We start from the raw sequence: 22,866 nt of genomic DNA, 5'->3' as shown, positions 1-22,866 counted from the left end.
GCGCTGGAAGGCACCCCTGAACGCCTTCCAGATCGCCTTCGAAGGCCGGCTCACCCCAGCCAACCACTGACCACCTCAACAACCATGATCAGCCGTTAACTTGACAGGCCCGCGCCTTCATAGCCATGAGCACCGTCCACCCTTCGATGGCGATTCTGACATAGAGTGACGACCGATCTCTAGTGGCGTCGAGGATCCAAGCGTTCGGCCTCGACGACGTAGGCCGACCCGGGTCCGAATGGATTGGTTGATGACGCAGCAGGTAAGTGCTTCGCCTCGGCTGACGGTCGTGGGCTCCGGACATGCGAGGCGCGGCGCGGCCGGTTTCTGGGAGGCGTTTTCCGACGGGACTGCGGCGATCACTGCTGGCGGGGTTGTCGCGGGCGGCTTCGGTGTCGAGGCGATCAAGTCGCTGATGACCGGTGAGGCGGCCGGGCGTTGGTGGTTTTTCCTGGGCTGTGTAGCCGGGGTGGCGCTCGTGGTGTTGGGGTTTTGTCTCCGGGATCGTGCCCAACGTCGGGTGCGGGTGGGCATCGTGGTCACCGCGATGGACGCGCGGCGAGGTCTGGCACGGGCGCGGCAACTCGATCAGCAGGCGGAGACGTTCAGCCGAGACACGTGCTCGGTTACGTTAAGGACGGATGTCGAACTGTCCGGCGACGGGTCGCGGGATCGACAGCTGGTGGACCTGCTGGCCGACGAGACGCTTGTGGCGACGATGATGGCGGAACGACTCACGCCGGACGCGGCCCGGATCAATCTGATCCCCACGATGCCGTTGAACGCCGCCTTCTGGTTCGGAGCACGGTTGGGGCATACCCACGCCCGAGAGGTTGCGGTACATGCGATCCGCCAGGCTGACGGATCACCACCGTACTTCCCGGCCACGTCCCTGCGCGCGGTGGAGTCGACCGTGAGGCCGTTGATTGCGGAGCGCCTTGAGGCAGTTGATGGCGGCGACGTGTCTAGGGTTGCGATCGCGCTGGATCTCCAGGGGTTCGGTGACCAGTTCACCGATCAGGTCCTGGCGGCCTGCCGCCAGCACGGGATTGGTTACGTGCTGCGGCTGCACACGGCCACGTCCCGACTGACGGAGGACGGCGAGACGTTCAGCGGCGTCGTGGAGCAGACGTGCCAGGCCTGGCGTACGGCTGCGCTGCCCGCTGCCGCTCGGACTGGTCATCATGCCATTTTCCTCAGTGGTCCGGTGGCGATCGCGGTGGCTTTGGGTGCGCGGCTCGCCGCTCCCGAGAGGAACATGTGGACGGCGTTCACGTTCGACGCCTCGACCAGCTCCTACGAACCGTTCCCGCCGCCTTCAGCTGCGTGAGCTGGGACCGATCGCGTCTCGATGTCCGACGTGAAGAAGTGTCGTACTCCCGGCCTACTCTTGAGCTAAAGGAGTGGCCGCAGGTCAGGGAGGGCCGAGTCGTGGTGTGCCCACGGCTCGGTGACCGGTGGCGCCCGCTTGTTGTCCGGTCTTGGCTTCCTGGTCGGGCTGGGTGATCCAGACCTGCGCGGGAAGATCGAAGATCTTGGGCAGAGGCCGGGGTGCGCCGAAGTGTTCAGCATATGCGGCGCGGGCCACGGCCAGAGTGGTCTCGCGGACGTGGTGGACGTCGGCGCGCGGTGCGCCTGACTCCCGGCTGCGATGCGGTGTCGCGGCCAGGTGACAACGCGGCCGGTTCCCAACTAAACGATGCGTTTGTCCCAGCTGGCAATGTCGACCTAAGGCGAACCGGGTGAGTAGAAACTGTCGTTGATCCGCCACTGTGTGGTATGGCGCAAGACCACGCGCTTGATCCAAAGTATGGCCGTGGGATCCAAAGGACGCCGCACGCCTCGCCCCCCTTCGTCGTCAGCACAATTGGCAACACTGGCCACGGTATGGTGGAAGAGGCCCGTCTTTAGGTGGACTGCGAGCACGGCGACCGCGATCTTTATCGGCATCATTCCGGTGGTCATCGAGCACAAGACGTGGTTGGGCGTTGATTCGAACGCGGCTCGCTCGGGATCCCCAATCGCTGCACAACCCTCCGTTCCCGCTGTCCCAGTCACCGCGGCCAGCGAGGTCCAGGGCGGTTCCTGTGACAAGCCGTCCGGATGGGTCGTACCCGACCCGGGACCCCATAACGTGGCCCACAACGGCTCGACGAGGCCCGCGAATGCCATGGTATCTAGCGGCAGCCCCCTTGGCGTCACCATCCAGGGCACCGTCGACCGGGCCGTTGTCCTGCTAGGTATGGATGTTGAGGTGATCACGCGGAAACCTGCTCAGCATGGGGCGATGCTGCCGCCGAACTGTGCAAGTGACCTCAAGCCGCGGTTTTTTACGGTCGACCTCGACGCACAGCGGCCAACGCTCACCGCGGATGCCAAGGGATCGGCCGGGCCCACAATCGGGTTCCCCTACAAGGTCACAACCGATGACCCAGAGCAGTGGTACATCGAGGCGGCCACCGATCAGGAGGTTCAGTGGCACCTGAAGCTGCGCTGGAGCTCGGGGGCGCAGCAGGGTGTGATCGTCATCGACGATAACGGTCGCCCTTTCCAAACTACCAGCGCGAAGCTGACGCGCAGGTTCTGCCCAACGCCGAGAGGATGGGAGCCCCCGCCGTGCCCCGCGTGAGACCACCGCTGGTCGCACTGCTGACCGTGGCTCTGATCACCGGCTGCTCCGCCTCGGGCGCCACGACCCATTCGGCCTCGCCGAGCGTGTACCCTCCGGTCACGGTGACCGCCTGGAATCTCGTCTCCGATGCAGGAGTCCCGCAAGACCTGCGGAAGCTTGAACCGAATAACGTAGCCGGTTGGGCGCATGGCTTTCTCGTCTCCGGCACTGACCTACGCACGATGTCTGGTAGGACTGTTTTCTCATCGAAGGAAGGGCGCATCTGGACGGCGGACATGCCGCCGCAGATCAATCAGCCGGCAGACTGGGCGGTGGCCGGATACGCCGACGCGGGCTACGTGCTTGGAACAAGGCTGAGCTCGCCAACCGTCTGGCGTACCACAGCGCCGCACAACTGGCAGGCCATCACGCTACCCTCGACCCCCGTCACCCGGCTGCTGGGTATCGCGGCAGGCCCACACGGCGTCGTAGCCCTCGGCATCATGAACCACGAAGACAGAAACGAGTTCGTGTCAAATGACGGGTATGTCGTCTGGCACTCCGCCGACGGGATCACCTTCGAGGACCCTACCGTCCTAGCCGTAAACGCTCCCGAGGAACCGTTCACTTCTTTAAGTGCAAACGCCGACGGGTTCATGATTGTCGGCGGCGGTAGGGAGACCCCTTTTGCCTATGCATCTATCGACGCGAAGCGATGGGACAAGATTGCCAACGATCTAGGCGGCCTCGACGATATCGGGCCAGCCGCTAGTAACGGCAGCACGCGCGTCGTGTTCGGCTACCGTTCTCCCGGTGATCCGCATTCGCCTCGTCCCGTGGATCCTGCCCATCCACCCGGAACCGCTGTTCTCTATCAGGTGATCGGGCAGAGCGCCTGGCAACGGGGACGCCTGGCTCCGGGCCGTCTACCTGACGCGGGAGTCGCGCCCATCACCTCCACCTACGTCAACAACGTACTGCCGATCGGGTTGGGGTTCGTCGCCACCGGCTGGTCCGGCGGCGATGCAGCCGTTTGGATTTCTCAGGACGGCCGCGACTGGACGAAGGAGCCCGTGCGAGCGAACCAATTCGACAAGGCCGAGGTTATGGCTGGGCTCGCCATCTCCGGCTCAAAGCTGCTACTCGTCGGGCAAGGTGCTAGCAACAAGATCTGGATCGGACAAGTCACTGGGAGGTAGAACACCCCTCGCCGAGGACCGCAGGCCAGCCACATCCGCGATCCGCGCCTCGACCAACTCGGACTCGGACGTAACGAGCGAACGGGCGCAGCTGGTCGCACATACGGATCGTCAGCGGGGACCACTTCGTCCCCGAACGTCAGCTCCGGAGCGACCCTAGCCAGATACGCTGCCGCCTGCATCCACCGATAACAGCTCTCACGACCGCTGGATCAACTCCCGGGGTCTCGTCAGTTTCACTGCGTCGTTACGGGCTAAGGGTGAGAGTCACTGTGTCAGATTCGGTGTAGCCGGTTCTCTTGTCGGTCACAGTGACTTTTATTGTGTGGCGGCCGGCTGTCGCCGGCCTACGTGGCATCACACATTCCCTCATTGGCGCAGTAAGCAGCTCCTTGCCCAGGGAGTCCACGCAGGTCCAGGACATATCTGATGGCGCCAAAGGGTCGGTGTCAAAAGAAACCCGAATCTCCGAGTTCGTCTTCGATGTGTCCGGACCAGTCCGACCGGAACTCTCCCATTGCAGACGGGACATAACGAATGTTGCTGCAGCACCCCTGGGCGGGCCCGTGGATGGACCGGCCCTTCCTGTGTTGGACTTGGATGGCCTTGCTGCGAAGGGCGGTGTGAGGGTGGGCGGCGGCAACGACGACGGCTCCCCGGTCGGCGCGGCGCTTGGCGGGGCTTGACTGTCTGGCGCTATCGACGGCTGCCCACTATAAGACCCAAGGATTTGTCCCAGGCTGCTTCAACAGGTCGAGCGACGAGCGCCATAATTATGGTTACCGCTATTCCTGCCACCGCCAACACGATGGCTACATCCGACCGCCATCTTCGAACCAACCACCAGCAGATCGCGAATGTTAAGGCGCCCCCCAACGCGACCGTTAGAATCGCCGAAAAGACCGCTTTCGCACGAGCCACATCCTTCCGCGCCGGAACTGAAGGCTAGGTTATCGGAACCGGCTTCCTGCGCCAGCGGCTGACTGGGTCGTCGCTGCGATGCCAGTGGACGGCAGATGGGTACTTGCGGTGGACAAGTGGTACTCGATCTTCGGGCGCCGGTGGTGCGATCGTTGTAGCTGTCGGCTGTACCTCGCGCGGTCCCCTCTGGAGTCTGCCCTGCTTACACATCGGTCCGCTGATCGATCGCTGCTTCGTAGAAGGCGTCCGCGAGCGCCATGATGACGGCGTTGATGCTGGGGCCGTCGCTGAAGAAGTAGTCGGCCATGGTGTTGTGGGCCTCCTGGTTGTCGACGACCGCCTCGGTGACCGCCGCTTGGAAGTCCTGCGATTCCATGAACTGCTTCTTCGAGTTCACCTTGGCCTGGTTGACCAGGCCCGGGTAGGCAAGCAGCCGCTGTACCAGTCCCTGCACGAACTCACGGACTTGAGACGCGGAGAACGACTCGGCGCCGAAGAGGTCGTTCATCTTGTCGATGACGACCTGTAGTGCGACGTACTTCGGTTCCTTCCGGGTGCCGGTGCCTGCGGCGCCGATGCCCTTGAGCTGGCCGTCACCGGTGAGCGAGATGTCGACCGCGGTCCCTTTGGTGTGCTTGACGCCGACCAGGACCACGTCGGAGAGGTCGACCTCTGCGGCCCAGGAGGTGTCTGCGATGACCTTCTCCAGGAGCCGCAGGAAGATCGACAGCATCTCCATGTAGGGGTCGCCGTAGTCGACGATCTGGCTCATGAAGTCGTAGAGCCGGACGTAGGTGGAGACGTCCTTGCGGAACAGGTCGAGGGTGTTGAGGGTGACCTTGTCGTCGGCCTCGATCGCCGCCGCGTAGCGGCGGGCGAAGTCGTTCTTGGCCGGGCTGATAGCGGCCGAGAGCGCGTTGTTGCCTTTGCGGGTGACCCACAGTTCAGCGACCTCGCGCACCTGATCTGGCGTGTAGATCCCGGCCTGGGCGAGCTTGTTGGCGAGGTGGACGACGATGTACGGGTCGGTCTCGGTCTCCAGGGTGGCGTTGGTGAAGTACGGCTCGAACGCAGTCCGGATGTCCTCGGGCTTGTTCACGAAGTCGATGACGAAGGTCTTGCGTTTCTGTTCCCCGCCCGCGGTGCGGTGGGTGCGGTTGAGCCGGGACAGCGTCTGCACAGCGGTGACCCCGGACAGCTTCTTGTCGACGTACATGGCCGAGAGCAGCGGCTGGTCAAACCCGGTCTGGTACTTGTTGGCGACCAGCATGATCTTGTACGTCGTGCCCTTGAAGGCGGCGGCTAGGTCCGCGCCGGCGCCGGGGTTGAGATTGGCTTCGGTGAACTCGCCGTCCTTGCTCGGCTGTGGTCCCCAGTCCGAAGCCCACTCCTCGTCCTCGGCCATCTTCACTGAGTTGGAGAAGGCGACGAGGGTGCGGTAGCTGTACGAGGCGTCCTTGGCGGCCCGCTTGGCGATGTAGGCGTCGATCGCCTTCTTGTACTTCACCGCCGCCTTGCGCGAGTCGGTCACCACCATCGCCTTCGCCTTCCCCTCCAACAGGTGGGCGACGTTGGCGTGGAAGTGCTCGACGATGATCTGCACCTTCTGGCTGATGTTGGTCGGGTGTAGCTTCACCCACCGCATCAGCCCCTTACGCGCCGCGGCCTCCTCCACCACCTCGCCACCGTCGCCGCTCTCGGCCCGACCGGCGATCTTCAGCGCGGTGTCATAGGACTGGTAGCCCCTGAGCACGTCGAGGATGTAGCCCTCCTCGATCGCCTGCCGCATCGAGTAGAGGTGGAACTCGACCGGCGTCCCGTCGGGACCCTTGCGGCCGAAGAGGTCGAGGGTCTTGTTCTTCGGCGTCGCCGTGAACGCGAAGTAGGAGATGTCTTCCGACTCGGCCCGCTCAGTCATCTCCGAGGCCAGGATCGCCTCGACATCGACGGAGCCGCCTTCCTCGATCTCCTTGACCTCCTCCGCGGTCAACACGTCCCTGAGCTTCCGGGAAATCTGCCCGGACTGCGACGAGTGCGCCTCGTCGGCGATCACCGCGAACCGCCGGCCCCTCAGCGACGAGTCGGCCCGGATCTCATCGAGGGCGAACGGGAAGGTCTGCACCGTCACCGCGATGATCAGCTCCCCGTTCTTCAACGCGGTCGCCAACAGCCCGGACTTCGACTTCGCCCCCGCCTTGCGGACGTCCTCCGGGCTGATCGTGGCCACGATCTTCCCCGACCCGTCGATTTGCCGGATCGCCTCCTGCAGCTGCCCGTCGAGCACGTTGCGGTCCACGACCACGATCACCGAGTCGAAGACCTTCTCGTCGTTCACGTGCAGCCGCGCCAGCCGATGCGCGGTCCAGGCGATGGTGTTCGTCTTCCCCGACCCGGCCGAATGCTCGATCAGGTACCGATGCCCCACCCCCTCCTCGCGCACCGCGGCCACAAGGTTCGTCACGGCCTCCCACTGGTGGAACCGAGGGAAGAGCATGCTCGTACGCCGCACCGAGGTCCCGGTCGCGACGTCCCACTCCTCTTTGGTCTCCACGATCATCAGCCGGCCGATGATGGTGAGCCAGGCGTCCTTCTCCCAGACCCGCTCCCACAGGTACGCCGTCGCCGACCGCCCGTCGGCGCCCGGCGGATTCCCCGCGCCGCCGTCGTGGCCCACGTTGAACGGCAGGAACTGCGTCTTCTCACCCTCCAACTTGGTGGTCATCGCGGCCAGGTTGTTGGAAACCGCGAAGTGCACCAGCGCCCGATGCCCGAACGACAACAACGGTTCCGGTCGCCCGTTGGTCAGCGGATGCCGGTTCTTGCGGTACTGGTTGACCGCCTCGTCAAGAGACTGGGTGAAGTCGGTCTTCAACTCGACAGTGGCAACCGGGAGCCCGTTGACGAAAAAGACCAGGTCGATGCTGCGCCGGTCAGCGGTAGAGAAGTGCACCTGCCGCATCACCCGCACCCGCATCGCCGCGTACTGCTCATTGGTGGTCGCGTTCAAGCTGGTATCGGGGCGGAACTGTGCCATCTTCAACCGGCCACCACCGATGTACTGCACCCCGTTACGCAGGATGTTCAGCGTCCCGCCCCCATGCTCAAGAGGCTTGTCCAGCGCCGTGGCCAGCACGTCGAGGAACTTCGCCTCAGATCCCGCAGCCCTCAACGCTTTCGCGTACGCCGCCGGCTGGGTCTGCTCCAGCCAGCCGAACAGGTCCTCGGGGAACAGCGCCCGCTCCCGGTCGTAGCCGGCGTCGTTCGCGGAGTAGAGCCACCCGTGGGCTTCCAGATACGCACAGATCTCGGACTCGAAGACGACCTCGTTGTGATCGGCCATCACGCCATCTCCCACACATCGATCTGCCCCGTCACCGCCGCCGTGATCAATGCCATCCGTCGCTCACGTGCGAGTTCGATGAACCGCTCCGTCTCTTCGATCAGTGTGTCGATCTTCGCGGTCTGCTCATCGAGGTACGCGACGATGCGGCGCTGCTCCCGAAGGGGTGGGACGACGACAGGGATCGCAGTCACGTCGCCCAGGTAAATCCCTGGCTGGGCCGAGGTCTTCGCTCGCAGCGTCAACTCATCCTGGAATCGGCTTGCTTGAATCTGGTACCACAAAAATTTCGGCTCCAAGCGCTCAGTGGGTCGCAGGAAGGCGACACTTCGCTGGAACGAATAGCGAGTGTCGAGGTCGTACACCGCCGTTTTGCCGATCGTCGCCCCAACAATGACGAGCAGGACATCACCCTTTGCAGGAAACCCGTTCGCCACAATCGAGTGGTGGTCCTCTGCAGAGATGAACGACTCGGCGCCGTCCAACGTGACCCGAGACCCCACGATATTCCGCGCCCCAAGTAGTGGCATTCCCTCGCCGGGAACAGTTCGCGAGAACGACCCATGTGTCCCGTCCTTGATTCCCTCTAGCAGGAGGCCAAGGCCCGCCGTCGGCCAGTCCCCGTCCGAGGCGCGAGCCAAGACGCCCTGTCGCCGCTCGCGGAGCAGCTCGATCAGGCGCTGCTGCTCCTCGATGAGCATGTCGATGCGGGCGCTCTCGCGGTCGAGGTAGTCGGCTATGGCGTGCTGCTCCTCGATCGGCGGAAGGAGAACAGGCATCACTCGGTAGAGATCGTTGTCGATCTCGGCCTGGCCGATCCTTACGCCCCTAGACAGGAGCGCGTAGCCGGCGGCGTAGGCGGGGCTCCGGAAGAGCCAATTCAGGTAGCGAGAGTGTGCATCGTGTCGAGGAGCGAAGCAGATGTAGTGTCCCGAAACGATCCCTCGCAGGCCGGAGATGCCAACTGATCCTTGCCATGCCTTCATCCGGTTCGTGACCAGCCATCCGGGGTGGACGAGCTGGTAAATGTTTCGGTTCTCGGCGGTCTTGTTAATGTTGTCCCGAGAGTCCTTCGCAACGACACCGTAGTCGCGGAACACCGAGAGCATCTGTTCATCGGGGTGCCCTACGTCCTTGATCCGCTCGAACATCGACCACAGTGGCCTCACCGTCCAGCCTGCTGGAACATCGCCAAGCCACGGCACACCCGAGTCGACGTAGTTGGTATATCGCTTGCTCATCCCTCAACCTCACGAAGCAGGTCGAGGATCTTGGCGACCTGCTTCTCCAAGTCCGCGTCGATCTCGGCGAGGGGGCGGGGTGGGACGTACTTGTAGAAGTGACGGGTGAAGGGGATCTCGTAGCCGGTCTTGACCTTGGTCCAGTCGATCCAAGCGTCGGGGATGTGCGGCTTTACCTCGGCGGCAAAGTACGCCTGGATGACCTCGGCCTTTCCGGCCGCGCCGGCCGTCGAGCCGCCGTAGGTGAAGGGCAGGTTCTCGGTGTCGCGCTTCTTGGTGTCCGCCTTGGGTTTGCCGTTGCGGTCGACGACGGGGTTACCCAACTCGTCGAGTAGGGGGCGTTCGACGGTGATAGTCCAGTAGCCGAACTCGTCGTTGCGCAGGACCTTCGAGTAATCCGGGTCAGCGTCGGTGAAGTCGGCATACAGCTTCACCACCTTGGCGCGATCGGCGTCGCTGATCTCGCGGCCCTTGGAGCCGAGGTTCTTGCGCATCTTCGTCCAGAACGAGGTGCCGTTGATCAGCTGAACCACGCCCTTACGGTCGGGGTGCTTGGTGTTGTCGAGGATCCAGATATAGGTGGCGATGCCGGTGTTGAAGAACATGTTGGTCGGCAGCGCGACGATCGCATCGACCAGGTCCTTCTCTAGCAGCAATTTCCGGATATTGGAGGGACCGGACTCGGCGGCGCCGTTGAAGAGCGGCGAGCCGTTCATCACGATCCCGGCCCGGCCGCCGCCATCCTCCGGCGCCCGCATCTTGTGAACCAGGTGGAGCAGGAAGAGCATCTGCCCGTCCGAGGTCGCCGGCAGGCCGGGCGCGAACCGGCCGTAGGGGCCCGCTTCGTCGCGCTCTTTCGTCACCGCCTTGGCATACTGCTTCCAGTCGACGCCGTAGGGCGGGTTGGACATGCAGAAGTCGAACTGGCGACCCTTGAACGCGTCATCGGTGAGGGTGTTGCCGAAGGCGATGTTGGTCGCGTCGTGGCCCTTGGCCAGCAGATCGGACTTGCAGATCGCGTACGACTGCGGGTTGTACTCCTGGCCGTACAGGCTCAGTTTCGCGGCGGGGTTCTGTGCGAGCAGGTGCTCCTCGGCCAGGGCGAGCATGCCGCCGGTGCCCGCGGTGGGGTCGTACAGCGTGCGGACGATGCCGGCCTCGGTCAGGTCGGCGTCCTTCTCGGCGAAGAGAAGGTCGACCAGGAGCCGGATCGCGTCCCGCGGGGTGTAGTGGTCACCGGATGTCTCGTTCGCGGCCTCGTTGAACTTGCGGATGATGTACTCGAACGCATCGCCCATGTCGGCGTTGGAGACGACATCCGGATGCAGGTCGACAGCCTTGAAGGACGTGATGACCTCGCCCAGCAGCTCTGCCTTTTCTAGGGCGAGGATCTCCTTCTTGAAGTCGAAGTACTGGAATACGTCGACATCGGGCGAGAACCGGTCGATGTAGTCGGCCAGGTTGTCCGCCAGCCCGTCGGGGTCAGCCAGCAGGTTGGCGAAGGAGTAGTTCGAGGTGTTGTAGAACGGCCGGCCGGTCGCCTTCTTAACCTCGATCTTGAGCCGGACCGGGTTGTCGTACTTCGCCGCCAGCGCGCGCATCGTCTCCCGGTCGGGCTCAAGGATGCAGTCGAGGCGTCGCAGGATTGTGAGCGGGAGGATCACGTTGCCGTACTGGTTGGGGCGGTAGGGGCCTCGAAGCTGGTCGGCGATCGACCAGATGAAACTACCGAGGGTGCTCACAAGGCTCCTTACGAGGATCACTCGACGAACAGATGCTGGCGGCCCAGCGCAAGCGGGTGCGTGCGTCCGAGCAGGTGGCGGCGCACAGTCTGCAGTAGCCGGTACGTCGTAGAACATCATCGCGCATCACGGCACCGGCCTGCCATGCGGCTGGCGACGGCGCGCAGGTGGCGCAGACCGCGTTGGCGATTTGGCTTGCAGATGGGCGACCTTGGCCCGCATCGGGTCGGCCGAGTGGTCGAACCGGTCGGGTAGGTAGAACACCATTTCGTAGGGGACGGATGCGCTCACGCCGCGCAGAGTCGGTTCATCGCGTCCAGCACTGCCGCGTCTGTGCTACCTCGTGTGGCCGTGGGGCCAATTTGCTCACCATCGAAACGCTGGTCGTGAGTGCCCGACCCGATCGCGCCGGTAGGCGGCGACCGGCGTCCGCCACCGAAGCCGCCGGCATCGCCGCACCCGGCGATGCGGCCAAGGCTCACCCGGACTCACCGAAGCGCCGCTCGTACTCACCGATTGCCTCGGCCGCCGTAGCGAGCGCATGGTCCGCTTCGCGTACGCGCTCCAGCCCGGCAGCGAGCTGCCGCAATGCCAGGCCGCATAACCTTGATACCTGCCAGCACCGTCCGCAACGCCGCCGCCGCAGGTGAAGCGGATGTCATCGAATCCTACTCGCGGACACCACATGGCGCGACGCGATGATGACCTGCGGACGGGCGAATCCTGCCGCTCCGAGAGCAGAGGGAAAGCTGCGGTATACGCTTTACCAGCAAGAATACGCAGCGTAGTTGTCGTCAATGTGACTGCCGTTCATGAGTCGCACATGGTGTGCGATCCGGCCCGGAATATTGCAGGACGCTATCTCGAACCAAGATGGGTAACCATTCGTGGCCGCCGGCCACGTAACGCTTCGGGCTGTCGTTCGTTAGAGGGGAGGTCCAATACGCGATGGAGGACGAGTGAGTCACCCCAGGAGCTATCCAAGGCACCCCAACGAGGAGATCGACCGGGCCTTCGCCAGACTCCACGAGAGGGGATTCGAGATCACCACGGGGAAGCGCAGCCCTCGAAAGGTGGGTAGCAGGACAGCGGCGGGAAAGCGCTTTTATTGTGTTACATGCCCTTGTTATAAGGCTCACAGCCATTTTGTCGGGGAGAGGTTCAAGGATCCGGCGGGCTACGCACTAGAGTTGATCGAGTGGGCTGACAATCTTCCATGCCAGACCGGGTGTAAAGGAGGCCGGAAGCAGACATGTTCGCGCACGTTCACGTACGAGCTACCGTCTGCGACCTCGAGCGGAAACCCGTGTCTGCGGAAGACTTGCGAATGCAGGCAGCATGGCTCGTGGAAAGGCTTCTTGACTTCGAAGAAGAGGAGTCTGGAATCACCGATACCGCAGTATCAATCGAAGGAAGCAGCGCCTCCATTCTCATTAGGGTGCTCGCGGAGGGAGACAACGCAGATGGTGCGGTCGAGCGGTTCCGCCGTATCCTTGAGCAGATTTTGAAAGACCAAAGATCGAGTGGCCTGCCGGCCATCCTGTTTGATGGCGAGAATTACGGGATCCGTCACTTACCCTGACGCAAGGTGTGATCCTGTGACCGGCTCGGGCTGTCTGGTTGCTGGCGCGCGCCACTCCTCGTGACCAGCATAGTGCCCGGCTGCCTACCCGACTGGCATTGTTGTGACGCCCCGTGCGGTGGCGAGGGCGTCACAATGAGCGAACTCTGCGGTGGCTGTGGCGGACGTGTCGTCACAGCCACCGCTGCCATGGTGGAGTGGTGCCGAGCGGTTTGTTTGGGTTTTCATGATTGCTGGCCGTGCGGAGGGCTGGGTTGGGCGAAGTCGAGTGTGGCAGTGATGAGTCGGTGGTCGGATGGCCAGTTGGTGGGGTCGTCGGGTGGGATGTGGACGTGGTAGCTGTCGGGGTCGACGTACGGGAGCATTGTGGGGTTGACCAGTAGCCAGTCTTTGATGACGGCGCCGCCGGAATCGAGGGTGTTGACGGTGGGCACCAGCGCGTCTGTGATGCCGGCTTGCCAGGCGAGTTCGGCGATGGCGTGGTAGCCGCTGCCGCCGATTCGTTTGTGGTGGTGGGTATCCCAGGGTCCGATGAGGTGGTCGACGGCGTCGGTGTTGGTGGTCCAGGTTCCGTCGGGTAGTTGGTGGGCTTCGGCGGTGCGGCGTTGGTGGTTGGCGAGGGTCCAGTTGTATTGGGGTAGGTGGGGTCCGGAGGCGGTGTTGTTGAGGTCTCCGCCGCCGATGACGGGCAGGTGGGTGCGGTGGCCGTATCGGGCTATGTGGGTTGCTTCCTGTTGGCGGATGGTGGCGGAGTCGGGGTGCCAGTGTGCGACCCAGGCGAGGAATTCGGTGCGGTGTTCGGCGGTGGGAGCGCTGTTGCGGATGGCAAATCGGGCGACGTTGAGCTTGTCTAGGTAGGAGTAGGGGTCGTCGGGGTTCCACCAGGAACGCAGGACGAGCTGGTTCGAGTCGTAGGCGATGGCGGGTGGGATGGATCCGCGGTCGCTGGTGCCCAGGAGGCCGGTATACGGGACGCCGAGGGTGTCGGACAGGGCTTCGGCGGCGCCGTGCAGACCATGGTTGGCGTCGGCTCGCCATTGTTTTGCTTCGTTGAGGAGCCACAGTGCGGGTGGTTCGGTGAGGTGGGCGGCGGCCCGTTGAAGGCGCTCGAAGTCGTATCCGTTACCGCCTTGGCGTAAACAGCCGGACTGGATGTTGAACAGTGCCACCGGGATGCGCGTCATGCTGGTGTCCTGGTCTTTCTCGTCCGGGTTATTGGCCGGTGAGGGCGATCCCGTAGCCGGTTAACCAGCTGGCGAGGGCGATCGTGACGCCGATCGCGGTGCAGGCGAGGCGATGCGTGCGGGGCCAGATGTAGGTGGTGAAGGCGGCCAGCGCGGCGCCGCCCAGGCCGCCGTAGAGGGGTGCTGCCGCCGCGATCTGTTGGCCGTGGGTGGTGCAGATGGCGGTGGTGTCGCCGGGATTGCAGGCGTCGCTGGCCATCGCGAACACCGCCGCCGACAGGACCGACACCAGTGCCATACCGGCGAGGGCGGCCAGGATCGTCAGATGCTGGAGCGCCCGCGCCCAGGGCGGCGTGTGGCCGTCCTGGAGTTGCGCCATCGTTTGTTTCACCGGGCGGCCTTCCACTGGACCGGTTGCGTGTCTTTCGGGGTGTGGGTGGCCGGTCCGGCTCCGCCCGTCGTGCGGCGGGGTGCGGGGCCGGACCGGCCGGTCACTGGCCTACTCGAAGTCTTTGATCTTGAGTGTGTTGGTCAGGTCGGTGTTCACCGTTGCGATCGTGGCCGGGTGTCGGTGGGCCGGGGGTCGGAGGGTTCCGGTGATCGTGTCGTGGATCCAGGCCCGGAACGGTGGGTACGTGAAGTTGGTGTAGACGGTGGGTGCGTGGGCGGGGTCGTCTGGGTTGGTTTCGCGGCTGGCGATGCCGGTGGCGGCCCAGCCGGTGGGGGTGCGTTTGAGGGCGGGGCTGCCGGAGTCGCCGTAGTAGGAGCCGGGGCCGACGCAGATGTCACCGGTGCTGATGAATCCGTCGGTGCAGGCTTCGTCGGGCAGTCGGGTGGTGTCGCGTTGCTGCAGGATGTCCGGCGGGATGCTGTCGGGCGTTGGGGGGTATTGGGTCAAACCCCAGCCAACCAGCCGCAAACGGCCCTGTTCGGGGGTACGGTAGTCGGCCAGCGGCATCAGGGGAGCCCGGACCGGTCGATCGAGTTCCACCAGGGCCAGGTCAGAGACGGGTTTGGTGGATCCGTCCGCGCCCCAGTCCCAGCCGGAGTTCAGGTACACCTTCTTCCCGGTGACGACCTGGCCGCCGGTGGTGCGGTCGAGGCTGCCGACCCGGGCGGTGATGGTGGTACCGGGCATGGGAACCGGGGTGGGCGCGGCGGCGTCGTCGGAGACGCAGTGCGCGGCGGTCAGGACCCAACGGGGGGCGATGAGACTGCCACCGCACAGGGCGGTGCCTTCCGGGAACACGATTCCCAGGCTCGCAATACCCGGGTAGAGGCGGGTGGCGTCGTGTCCGTCGATGATCGCGGCAGCCGGGCTGGCCGTTGCGGCGAGCAGTCCGGCGAGGGTGATCGCCGCGAAAGTCGAGCGGGTGAACAGGTGTTTCATGGATCCCTTTCATTGATGGTGCGTTGGGCCCGCCACCGGGTGGTGCCGGGTGTCATCGGCCCCTCGGGGTTGGGGGGCACGGTCAGGTGGCGACGGGCCACAAACCCTGTCGCGAGGGGTTACAGGGTGGTGGGGACGTGGAGCAGGATCGGGAGTGCGGCGTGGAGGGTGTCGATGAGGGGCCGCAGCCAGGACTCGGGTGTCGCCAGCAGGATGGCGAGGGGGATGAGCAGGAACAGCACCGGTGCTTTGGTCCAAGGTTCGGGTAGGGGTGGGCGGGGGTGGTGCGCGGGCCGACCGGTCATGGTGGGCTGTGGCTGTGGCGTTGGTGGGATGGCCGGAACGCAGCCACGAGTGCGGCGAGTTTGGCGGCTTGTTGCGGGTCGGTGAGGTCTTCGCGTCGGTAGCCGTGCTCCCACATGAGTGCGCCGAGTTGGCTGCGGGAGATCACGTACTGGTTTTGGGGTCCTTCGCCGAATCCGCTGGGACTGACCAGGTATTGGCCGGTTGGGGTGCGGACGATCAGGGCGGGACTGTGAGGCTCGTGGTCAGCCAGCTGTTTCACCGCCGGGGTGAGATCGCCGGGGGTGGGTGTGTGGTCGTTGGTGTGCGTCATCGATGTCCCCTGGGCGAGATTGGCTGGTGAGGCGGATCGCTACGGAACTCGGGCGAGGGCCCCGTACATGGCGGTGTCGGCGGTCGACGCCTGCGGCTGGGGTGGCTGGTCGGGACGCCACTGGATGATGGGAACCAGACCCGGCGCGACCAGTGGCAGGCCGCCGAGTAGCGCGGCGATCTCGTCGCGGCTGCGGGGCTGGAAGACACCGTGCGCCGAGTCGGCGGCGAACAGGGTGGTGATGCGGTGTGCGGTGTTGGGTGAGAGGGGGTCGAGGGTGGCGTGGGACACCGCGAAGTAGCTGCCCGGGGCCAGGGCGTTGCTGAGGCGGGTGATGATCCGGGCTGGTTGATGGTGGTCGGGGATGAAGTGCAGGACGGCGCTCAGGAGTACGGCGACGGGTTGGGTGAGGTCGAGGGTGGCCGACAGCAGTGGGTTGGTGAGGATGGTGTGGGGGTGGCGGAGGTCGGCCTGTAGATGGGTGACCGTGCCCTGGGGGCTGCTGGTGGTTCGGGCGCGTCCGTGGGCGATGACCATGGGGTCTGCATCGACGTACACAACCCGGGCCGCCGGGGCGATACGTTGCGCCAGCTCGTGGACGGCGGGGCTGGTGGGGATCCCGGAACCGATGTCCAGGAACTGCCGGATACCCGCCTCGGCGGCCAGCCAGGTGACGGCCCGCAGTAGGAACCGCCGGTTCTCGATCGCGGCGGTGCGGACCGTGGGGAACGCCTCGGCGATGGCATCGCCGGATTCTCGGTCGGCGACGAAGTGGTCTTTGCCGCCGAGCCAGTAGTCGTAGCGGCGGGCCGGATGCGCCCGGGACGTGTCAACGGTGGGCCGCTCGATGGGGATGGGCCGGGATGGGGTGTGCGGTGGCTGGGCAAGAGGTGAGGTCACCGGATTCAATCCTTCGGCTGAGGGTGGCGTGCGCAGAGGCGGGCGTCAGCCGGAAGGGTGGGCGAGCGGGGTCGGGTTGCCGGATAGCGGCGCATGGGCCACAACCGGGTGCCGTCCGGCAGGGCGAACGGTTGGCGGGGTAGGTAGCCGTGCCACTGGAAGAAGTCGCGGCTCCGCGGGCTGTCGGCGCACAGGTAGGACGGCATTCCGTGCTCGTCGAGGCGCCGGAGATGGTGGGCGAGCAGCGCACTACCACGTCCCTGCCTCTGTGACGCGGGGGCGACGGCGAGGAACGCCAGGTGGTGGTGTTGACCGTTCGGGTGGTGGTCGTCCAGGAGGGCGTCCAGGCGGTGGACTCGGCTGGCCCACGGGCCGGTGATGGTGGTCAGGCGTTGGTGGTACTGGTAGGGCGGTACCGGGCGGTGACGGTGGATCCAGATAGTGGAGGCCGACCGGTCATCCAGGAGGTCGATCTGCCCGTAGGCCAGGGCGTATTCGACCCACATGCTGGCCAGGTCCCGTAGCACTCGGGGGCGGGCGGCCGGGTTGGGTACCAGCCATCCCGCGACTGGCGACGGGGCGAGTGCCTCGGCGATCAGGGCGGCGACGGCCGTGGTCTCCCCCCAGCCGGCAGATATCACCGGCGGCAGGTTCACCGGCCGGGTCAGGGGCCCGGTCACCGGCCGATCCTTCGGCTGGCCCAGTGGGGTCGGACGTTGCCCGGTTGGCGGGGTGTGGGTAGGTCGAGGCGGGCGGTGGCGGCTTTCGCGCCGAGGCCGATCGTGGCGTACACGTGCGGTCGGCGGGCACGCAGCAGCAGTCCCCACCCGGTCCCGGCCACAGCGGCGACCAGATACGTGACGGGGATGACCCAGGCCAGGGGGTGGCCGGCGGGCACGCCGAGCAGGGTGCCGAAGTTGTGCACGGCCAGCACCGCCACGGCGACCAGGAGGACGGTTGCCGCGATGGGGGCGGTCACCCGCCGCCACCGGGTCTCCCCGTGCGGGTGGCGGCGGAAGAACACCAGCACCGCGACCGAGGTGGTGGTGATCAGGAACAACACCCCGAGACCACCGGACGTGCCGGCCCAGAAGAACAACTGCACGAGAGGGTCCCAGCCCTCGACCGCGTAGACGATGATCACGGCCAGGCCGATCAGGCTCTGCCACAGTGATGCGGTCCGCGGTGCCCCACTACGCCGGGAGGTGCGACCCAGACCAGCGGGCAGGACGTGTTCGCGGCCGAGGGCGAACATGTACCGGGCGGTCGTGTTATGGAAACTGATCAGGGCGGCGAGGATGGAGGTCACGAACAACACCCGCCCGATGTCCACCATCACCTGACCCAGGTGCCCTGCGGCGAGGTGGAAGATCAGTTCCGGGCCGTCCGTGCGGGAGGCGTCCACAATCTGGTCGGGGCCGGTGCCGACGGTCATCGCCCACGCTGACAGCCCGTACAAGCAGGCGATCAACCCCACCGACACGTACGTGGCCACCGGCACCGTCCGACGCGGATCCCGCGCCTCCTCCGAGAACACCACCGCCGACTCGAAACCCACGAAGCCGAGCACCGCCAGAGCGAGGACCGCGCCCACACCCGGACCGATCAGGTTGCCCGGCGACAACACCGTCACCGTGATGTGTCCACCGGCGGGATGGGTGAGGTCGGCCAGGTCGTAGACCAGGATGACCGCCACCTCCGCGACGAGCAGCACCGCCAACACCAGGCCGTTCACATCCACCCGCAAGACCCCGAGGACGGCGGTCACCGCCCACGCCACCACGGCGATCAACCACCACGGCACCGCTACCCCCGTCCACTGGGCGAGCACCGGCTGGGCGGCCACCCCCACCGCCCCATACAGACCAACCTGCAGGGCGTTGTAGGCCAACAGCGCTATCCACGCCCCACCAACAGCGACCGGGCGACCCAGACCCTGGGCGATGTACGAGTAGAAGGCACCCGCGTTGGCCATCTGCCGGGCCATCGCCACATACCCCACCGAAAACAACGCCAGCAGCAGCCCGACGAGGACGAAAGCGAGAGGGATGCCGGTCAGGCCCGTCGTGGCGTAGCCCGTGGTCACCACACCCGCCACCACCGTCAACGGAGTCGCAGCCGACATCACGAAGAACACCACCGCGGCAACTCCGAGTCGGTCAGCGGCCAGGCTCGCGACCGGACTTGACCGGGCCGATGAGGTGGACACAGACATCACCAGTTCCTCCAACAGAGTGTCGAATTTCTCGATGCGAAGGCGCAGGTCACTTGCGGTAATGAAGGACTGCGTCACCGACGGCGGCCTGGGTATGCGCCAACAGTTCCCTCAGCGGCGGCCACACCGTGCCAGCAAGGTGGTCCAGGTAGCCCCGGGCAGACGGCGGCGCATCTTGCAGTAAGGCGTTGTCGAGACCGGTCGCTGCGGCCAGTCCGGCGAGGAACCTGTCGCCGTGATCCGCCGGCTTGCCATCCCGAAGCAGCGTCGACAACCGCCACCATGGAAGGAAAGCAGCGTTGACGTCCATCGGCACCCACACCACGTTGCTTCGCAACAGGCCACGGGTTTCCTGGCGAACATGCCCCGCCCACCACAACCGCTGCGCCACCCGCTCGTACGCATCCCGGCTGAAAAACTCCAACCACACCCGCAGATCGCGGTTCTCCGGGTCACCAACCAGCTGGTCGAGCACCGCGTGAGCCAAGGCATCACCCGGCGGGCGCGGATCGACCACCCGCAGCACCCCACCCTCGACAGTGACCTTCGCGCCCCACACCAACTCGGCCAACAACGCCGCCGCCAACCCAAGCCCCGCCGCCCGACCACTCACACGCCGCCGGCCCGAACCGTCGTGATGAATCAGTCGAAAAAGATCGTCAGCAAGCGGATGCACGTAGTCCCCTCCCTCCAGACCTACACCGGCTGACCACACCTGAAGCCACGGCTGGAATTGCGGCCACGAGCGAAATGCGACAGCTGCAATCCGTCGCACCGCCTATGTCCACAAAACCGGTTTGACACAGCGGTTCCCAGAGCGGCAATGGCGCAAAAGTGGGGCATCCCCGTTGCACGAGGGGACATGAGCTGCCCAGACGGATAAATCAGTTACGATCAGCGGGTCTGGGGGAGGTCGCACTGGTGGGCACACGTCGACACCGATTGGCACAGCGCCGCAAGGCCATGGGACTGAGCCAGGAACAACTTGCCGCCGCGCTCGGTGTCGACCGCTCGACCATCGTGCGTTGGGAGCGGGGAGCCACCGATCCGCAGCCCTGGCACCGACCGCGTCTCGCTGGAGCGCTCAAGCTGACAATCGAGGATCTTGCCGAACTACTGAACGAGGCGGGCACGATCTTCGACAGTGGCAAATCGAGTGCGGACTGGCCACGGGACGCTTACAGAAATGACGAGGATCCAGAAGCACCGCAGGTACGCCGCCGATCACTATTGAGCGGTCTGGCCGTCGTTACCGCCGCAGCCGGGATTCTCAGCGCAGGCCAAGGGCCGCGGCGACGGATCGGACCTAGCGACGTCTCGCGTCTAACCGCGCTCATCAGTCTGTACCGCTCTGCGGATCAGGAGTTTGGAGGCGGCAGTCTCGTCGACGATGTCGGCCGGTTCGCGGAGTCCGCGTCGGTGCTGCTACATCACGTGATCAGCGACTCAGTACGTCCGCAGCTGCTGAGCGCGGTCGCCAACGCAAGGGACCTGGCTGGCTGGACCGCCTTCGACGCCACACGACACAGCGAGGCCCAACGGCACTTCGCTGCCGCCGAACGCCTCGCGACCGAAGCCGGCGACAGCCGACTGGTCGCCCATGTGCGTTACGGGCAGGCGAGACAGATGCAGCACCTGCGTCACAACCACGACGCCTTGGAGATCCTCCGTGCCGCGCATCACCAACTCGACGCGACACCTGCGCTCACCGCCATCCTCCGCGGAGCCGAGGCGGCATCTCGAGCCGCACTCGGCGACTGGGAGGGCGCACAACGGGCGCTAGGGCGTTCCAGCGAAGCATTCGCAGAGGTTGACCAACTCAAGGAGCCTGAGTGGCTGAGCTACTTCGATAAAGGAGAATTGCTCGCCCAATATGGTCGGGTCTACCGAGACTGGGCACGCGCAGATCGCCGACGTGGTGGCGAGGCAGTGTGCTGGGTCAACGACGCGATTCAAGCCTTCGGCCCGCAGAACGCACGTAGCACCGTCCTCAACCAGGTCGGCCTGGCCAGTGCGTACTTCCTGGCAGACGCGCCCGAGCTCGCGCTAGAAGCCGGCAACACGGCCAGGCACCAAGCAGCAACGCTGACCTCGCCACGAGTGATCGAGCGGATTGCCAACCTTCACCGCGACGCCGCCCAGCACATGCATATACCAGAAGTCACCGAGTTCGTACGATCCTTGCCACGACCGGTCCCGGCCGCATGACGCGCAGAGACGGTCGATTCAGCGAGGTGGCGATGCGGCAAACCCTCGCGCGCCTCGCCGACCAGCTGTGCGTCGCCGACGCCGACGCACAGCTGTTGCGGCTGACCAACAACGCCGTGTTCGCACTACCGGCCGCAGGGCTCGTGGTACGCATCACCCGCACCCACCGACTACACGCACGGGTGCACAAGGTCGCCGCACTCGGTGCCTGGTTCGAACAAGTCGACGCGCCAACGATCCGACTCGCCGCGGGCATGGAGCAGCCCATCGCCGACGGAGACCTACTCGCCACCGTGTGGCGCTACGTCCAACCCCACGAACCGGCGCCCGACGCCAGCGATCTAGGAATCACGCTGCGCACGTTCCACGCCCTCGGCCTGCCTCCCTTCGAGCTGCCGAAATGGGATCCGATCGGCGACGCTCGGAGTCGTCTCGACGATGCTGAGGGACTGGCCGATGACGACCGAGATTATCTGCTCGCCTGGTGCGAACGGATCGAACCACGCTTGCAGGAGTTCGCGGCAACCGTCGAACCGAGCCTCGTACATGGTGACGCACACGAGGGAAACCTCCTGCGTGACGCGGCTGGCCGGGTACTGATGTGCGACTTCGATGCAAGCTGCATCGGACCCTGGCAAGTCGACCTCGTCCCGGCGCCAACAAACGAAGGTCGTTTCGGCGCGACGGGCGGGCACAGGAAACTGGCCGCCGCCTACGGGTACGACATCACCCAGGATCCAGCCTGGCACCTACTACGAGAAGCACGTGAGCTAAAAATGATCGCCGCCGCCGTGCCGCTGTTAGCCAGCGGCCCAGGCGTAACCGAAGAGTTCCAGCTCCGTCTGGCCACCATCCGCAACGGCGACAACAGCACACGATGGACCGCGTTCGGTGACCTCCCTCGACGGTCCCAGGACGATGCTCGGGATGCGTCGTAGCGCCTCGGCAGGATTCGCACGACAACCGCAGTCGAACAGGTCACTTACGGCCTACGCGCATCTGAATATCCGGCAATTAGATGATCAGGTTCGCCCGTACACCGGAAGCCTCTCACGTCAGGAGAGGCTTCCGGGGCGGAAGTACCGGTCAGCGAGATCACGCAGGAAGGACTGAGTTGCAGGAGCCCCGAGTGGGCGGCAGGTGAGGAACAGGGTCAGTGGTCGCGGCCGAGGAGGATGTGCGGGTAGCCCTTGTTGATCTGCTGGCCGAGTTCGACCCCGAGGGAGGCGATGAACGCCTCCAGCCGTCGCGTCGCGTCGCTGACGTCGGTGGCGTCGCCCTTGAACTCGAACTCGACGAAGTCACCGGCGTCCACGACGTGGTCGATGACGGTTTCGATGTCCGGCAGGGTCCACGCTTCGCGGGTCTTGTCGACCGTCACCAGGGGCTGGAAGTCCAGCGATTCCAGCAGCAGGCGGACGGCCTCGGCGTCCCCGACGCGGGTCTCGTACTCGTCGGCGTGGGTCTTCACGATGGCGTCGACCGGGTGCCAGCGCTTGAAGTTGATCGACGCTCCGTGGTCTTCGGTGCGGATCCGCAGCCATTCCGAGATCACCTCCGGGGCGAGGAAGTCCCGGTGCGGGGCGTTGTAGTAGGCGTCGACCTGTCGGGTGGGCTCGGCGGGTTTCGCGCCGAGTTCAGCGAGCCTGCCCCTGAGGACCTGGGCGTCGGGCAGCGCGTATTTCTTTTCGACCTCGATGTAGCGCACGGTGTCGTT

At 65.2% G+C, this 22,866-nt stretch carries 19 protein-coding genes; 6 read left to right on the top strand and 13 right to left on the bottom strand.

Annotated features, from left to right (window positions below; translation table 11 throughout):
- Positions 1-250: 250 nt before the first annotated feature.
- The 3 genes from ACXN5W_RS22625 (at position 251) to ACXN5W_RS22615 (ending at position 3,810) form a co-directional block, all read left to right on the top strand.
- On the top strand, positions 251-1,330 hold the full coding sequence (locus ACXN5W_RS22625) for an SAVED domain-containing protein (RefSeq protein WP_473160353.1): 1,080 nt from the start codon (positions 251-253) through the stop codon (positions 1,328-1,330).
- A 912-nt stretch (positions 1,331-2,242) separates the two neighbouring features.
- Positions 2,243-2,629, top strand: coding sequence for a hypothetical protein (locus ACXN5W_RS22620; RefSeq protein ID WP_473160352.1), 387 nt, complete (start codon positions 2,243-2,245; stop codon positions 2,627-2,629).
- A 104-nt stretch (positions 2,630-2,733) separates the two neighbouring features.
- A complete protein-coding gene (locus tag ACXN5W_RS22615; RefSeq protein WP_473160351.1) occupies positions 2,734-3,810 on the top strand; it encodes a hypothetical protein in 1,077 nt (358 codons plus the stop codon).
- A gap of 1,123 nt (positions 3,811-4,933) precedes the next feature.
- Here ACXN5W_RS22615 and ACXN5W_RS22610 read toward each other — a convergent pair.
- Genes ACXN5W_RS22610 through ACXN5W_RS22600 form a run of 3 tightly spaced genes read right to left on the bottom strand, consistent with a single transcriptional unit; the run spans position 4,934 to position 11,054 of the window.
- Positions 4,934-8,071, bottom strand: a complete 3,138-nt coding sequence (locus tag ACXN5W_RS22610) for a type I restriction endonuclease subunit R (protein WP_473160350.1) — start codon at positions 8,069-8,071, stop codon at positions 4,934-4,936.
- Positions 8,071-9,312 carry a restriction endonuclease subunit S gene (locus tag ACXN5W_RS22605; RefSeq protein WP_473160349.1) on the bottom strand — a complete coding sequence of 414 codons (1,242 nt, stop codon included), beginning with the start codon at positions 9,310-9,312 and terminating at the stop codon, positions 8,071-8,073. Before ACXN5W_RS22605 ends, ACXN5W_RS22610 begins: the two co-directional genes overlap by 1 nt.
- Positions 9,309-11,054, bottom strand: a complete 1,746-nt coding sequence (locus ACXN5W_RS22600) for an N-6 DNA methylase (RefSeq protein ID WP_473160348.1) — start codon at positions 11,052-11,054, stop codon at positions 9,309-9,311. Before ACXN5W_RS22600 ends, ACXN5W_RS22605 begins: the two co-directional genes overlap by 4 nt.
- Positions 11,055-12,306: 1,252 nt before the next feature.
- On the opposite strand from ACXN5W_RS22600, the gene ACXN5W_RS22595 reads away from it, so the two are divergent.
- Positions 12,307-12,636 (top strand): hypothetical protein, encoded by a 330-nt coding sequence (locus ACXN5W_RS22595; RefSeq protein WP_473160347.1) that lies wholly within the window; start codon positions 12,307-12,309, stop codon positions 12,634-12,636.
- Positions 12,637-12,860: 224 nt separating this feature from the next.
- Here ACXN5W_RS22595 and ACXN5W_RS22590 read toward each other — a convergent pair whose 3' ends face one another.
- From ACXN5W_RS22590 to ACXN5W_RS22550, 9 genes are all read right to left on the bottom strand, one after another.
- Positions 12,861-13,820: a hypothetical protein gene (locus ACXN5W_RS22590; protein WP_473160346.1), complete on the bottom strand. Its 960-nt coding sequence runs from the start codon at positions 13,818-13,820 to the stop codon at positions 12,861-12,863.
- A gap of 28 nt (positions 13,821-13,848) precedes the next feature.
- On the bottom strand, positions 13,849-14,199 hold the full coding sequence (locus tag ACXN5W_RS22585) for a hypothetical protein (protein WP_473160345.1): 351 nt from the start codon (positions 14,197-14,199) through the stop codon (positions 13,849-13,851).
- Positions 14,200-14,319: 120 nt separating this feature from the next.
- The gene (locus ACXN5W_RS22580; RefSeq protein ID WP_473160344.1) at positions 14,320-15,210 is read right to left on the bottom strand and encodes a S1 family peptidase; all 891 of its coding nucleotides are present in this window, start codon (positions 15,208-15,210) and stop codon (positions 14,320-14,322) included.
- A gap of 119 nt (positions 15,211-15,329) precedes the next feature.
- Positions 15,330-15,452: a hypothetical protein gene (locus ACXN5W_RS22575; protein ID WP_473160343.1), complete on the bottom strand. Its 123-nt coding sequence runs from the start codon at positions 15,450-15,452 to the stop codon at positions 15,330-15,332.
- Positions 15,453-15,511: 59 nt separating this feature from the next.
- Positions 15,512-15,826: a hypothetical protein gene (locus ACXN5W_RS22570; protein ID WP_473160342.1), complete on the bottom strand. Its 315-nt coding sequence runs from the start codon at positions 15,824-15,826 to the stop codon at positions 15,512-15,514.
- Between the two features lie 39 nt (positions 15,827-15,865).
- Positions 15,866-16,726 carry an SAM-dependent methyltransferase gene (locus ACXN5W_RS22565; RefSeq protein WP_473160341.1) on the bottom strand — a complete coding sequence of 287 codons (861 nt, stop codon included), beginning with the start codon at positions 16,724-16,726 and terminating at the stop codon, positions 15,866-15,868.
- A 5-nt stretch (positions 16,727-16,731) separates the two neighbouring features.
- On the bottom strand, positions 16,732-17,406 hold the full coding sequence (locus ACXN5W_RS22560) for a GNAT family N-acetyltransferase (protein WP_473160340.1): 675 nt from the start codon (positions 17,404-17,406) through the stop codon (positions 16,732-16,734).
- Positions 17,403-18,941 carry an APC family permease gene (locus ACXN5W_RS22555; RefSeq protein ID WP_473160339.1) on the bottom strand — a complete coding sequence of 513 codons (1,539 nt, stop codon included), beginning with the start codon at positions 18,939-18,941 and terminating at the stop codon, positions 17,403-17,405. The genes ACXN5W_RS22560 and ACXN5W_RS22555 overlap by 4 nt, the downstream gene beginning before the upstream one ends.
- 49 nt (positions 18,942-18,990) lie before the next feature.
- Positions 18,991-19,617 (bottom strand): GOLPH3/VPS74 family protein, encoded by a 627-nt coding sequence (locus tag ACXN5W_RS22550; protein ID WP_473160338.1) that lies wholly within the window; start codon positions 19,615-19,617, stop codon positions 18,991-18,993.
- Between the two features lie 245 nt (positions 19,618-19,862).
- Here ACXN5W_RS22550 and ACXN5W_RS22545 point away from each other — a divergent pair, with 245 nt between their 5' ends.
- Entirely contained in the window at positions 19,863-21,149 is a 1,287-nt protein-coding gene (locus tag ACXN5W_RS22545) for a helix-turn-helix transcriptional regulator (RefSeq protein WP_473160337.1), read from the top strand.
- Positions 21,146-22,087, top strand: coding sequence for an aminoglycoside phosphotransferase family protein (locus tag ACXN5W_RS22540; RefSeq protein ID WP_473160336.1), 942 nt, complete (start codon positions 21,146-21,148; stop codon positions 22,085-22,087). The genes ACXN5W_RS22545 and ACXN5W_RS22540 overlap by 4 nt, the downstream gene beginning before the upstream one ends.
- Positions 22,088-22,302: 215 nt before the next feature.
- Here ACXN5W_RS22540 and cyaB read toward each other — a convergent pair whose 3' ends face one another.
- A complete protein-coding gene (gene cyaB / locus ACXN5W_RS22535) occupies positions 22,303-22,857 on the bottom strand; it encodes a class IV adenylate cyclase (protein WP_473160335.1) in 555 nt (184 codons plus the stop codon).
- Positions 22,858-22,866 lie beyond the last annotated feature (9 nt).

It is taken from the genome of Plantactinospora sp. A48 (assembly GCF_055793945.1).
This window is presented reverse-complemented; position numbering and strand designations above follow the sequence as displayed.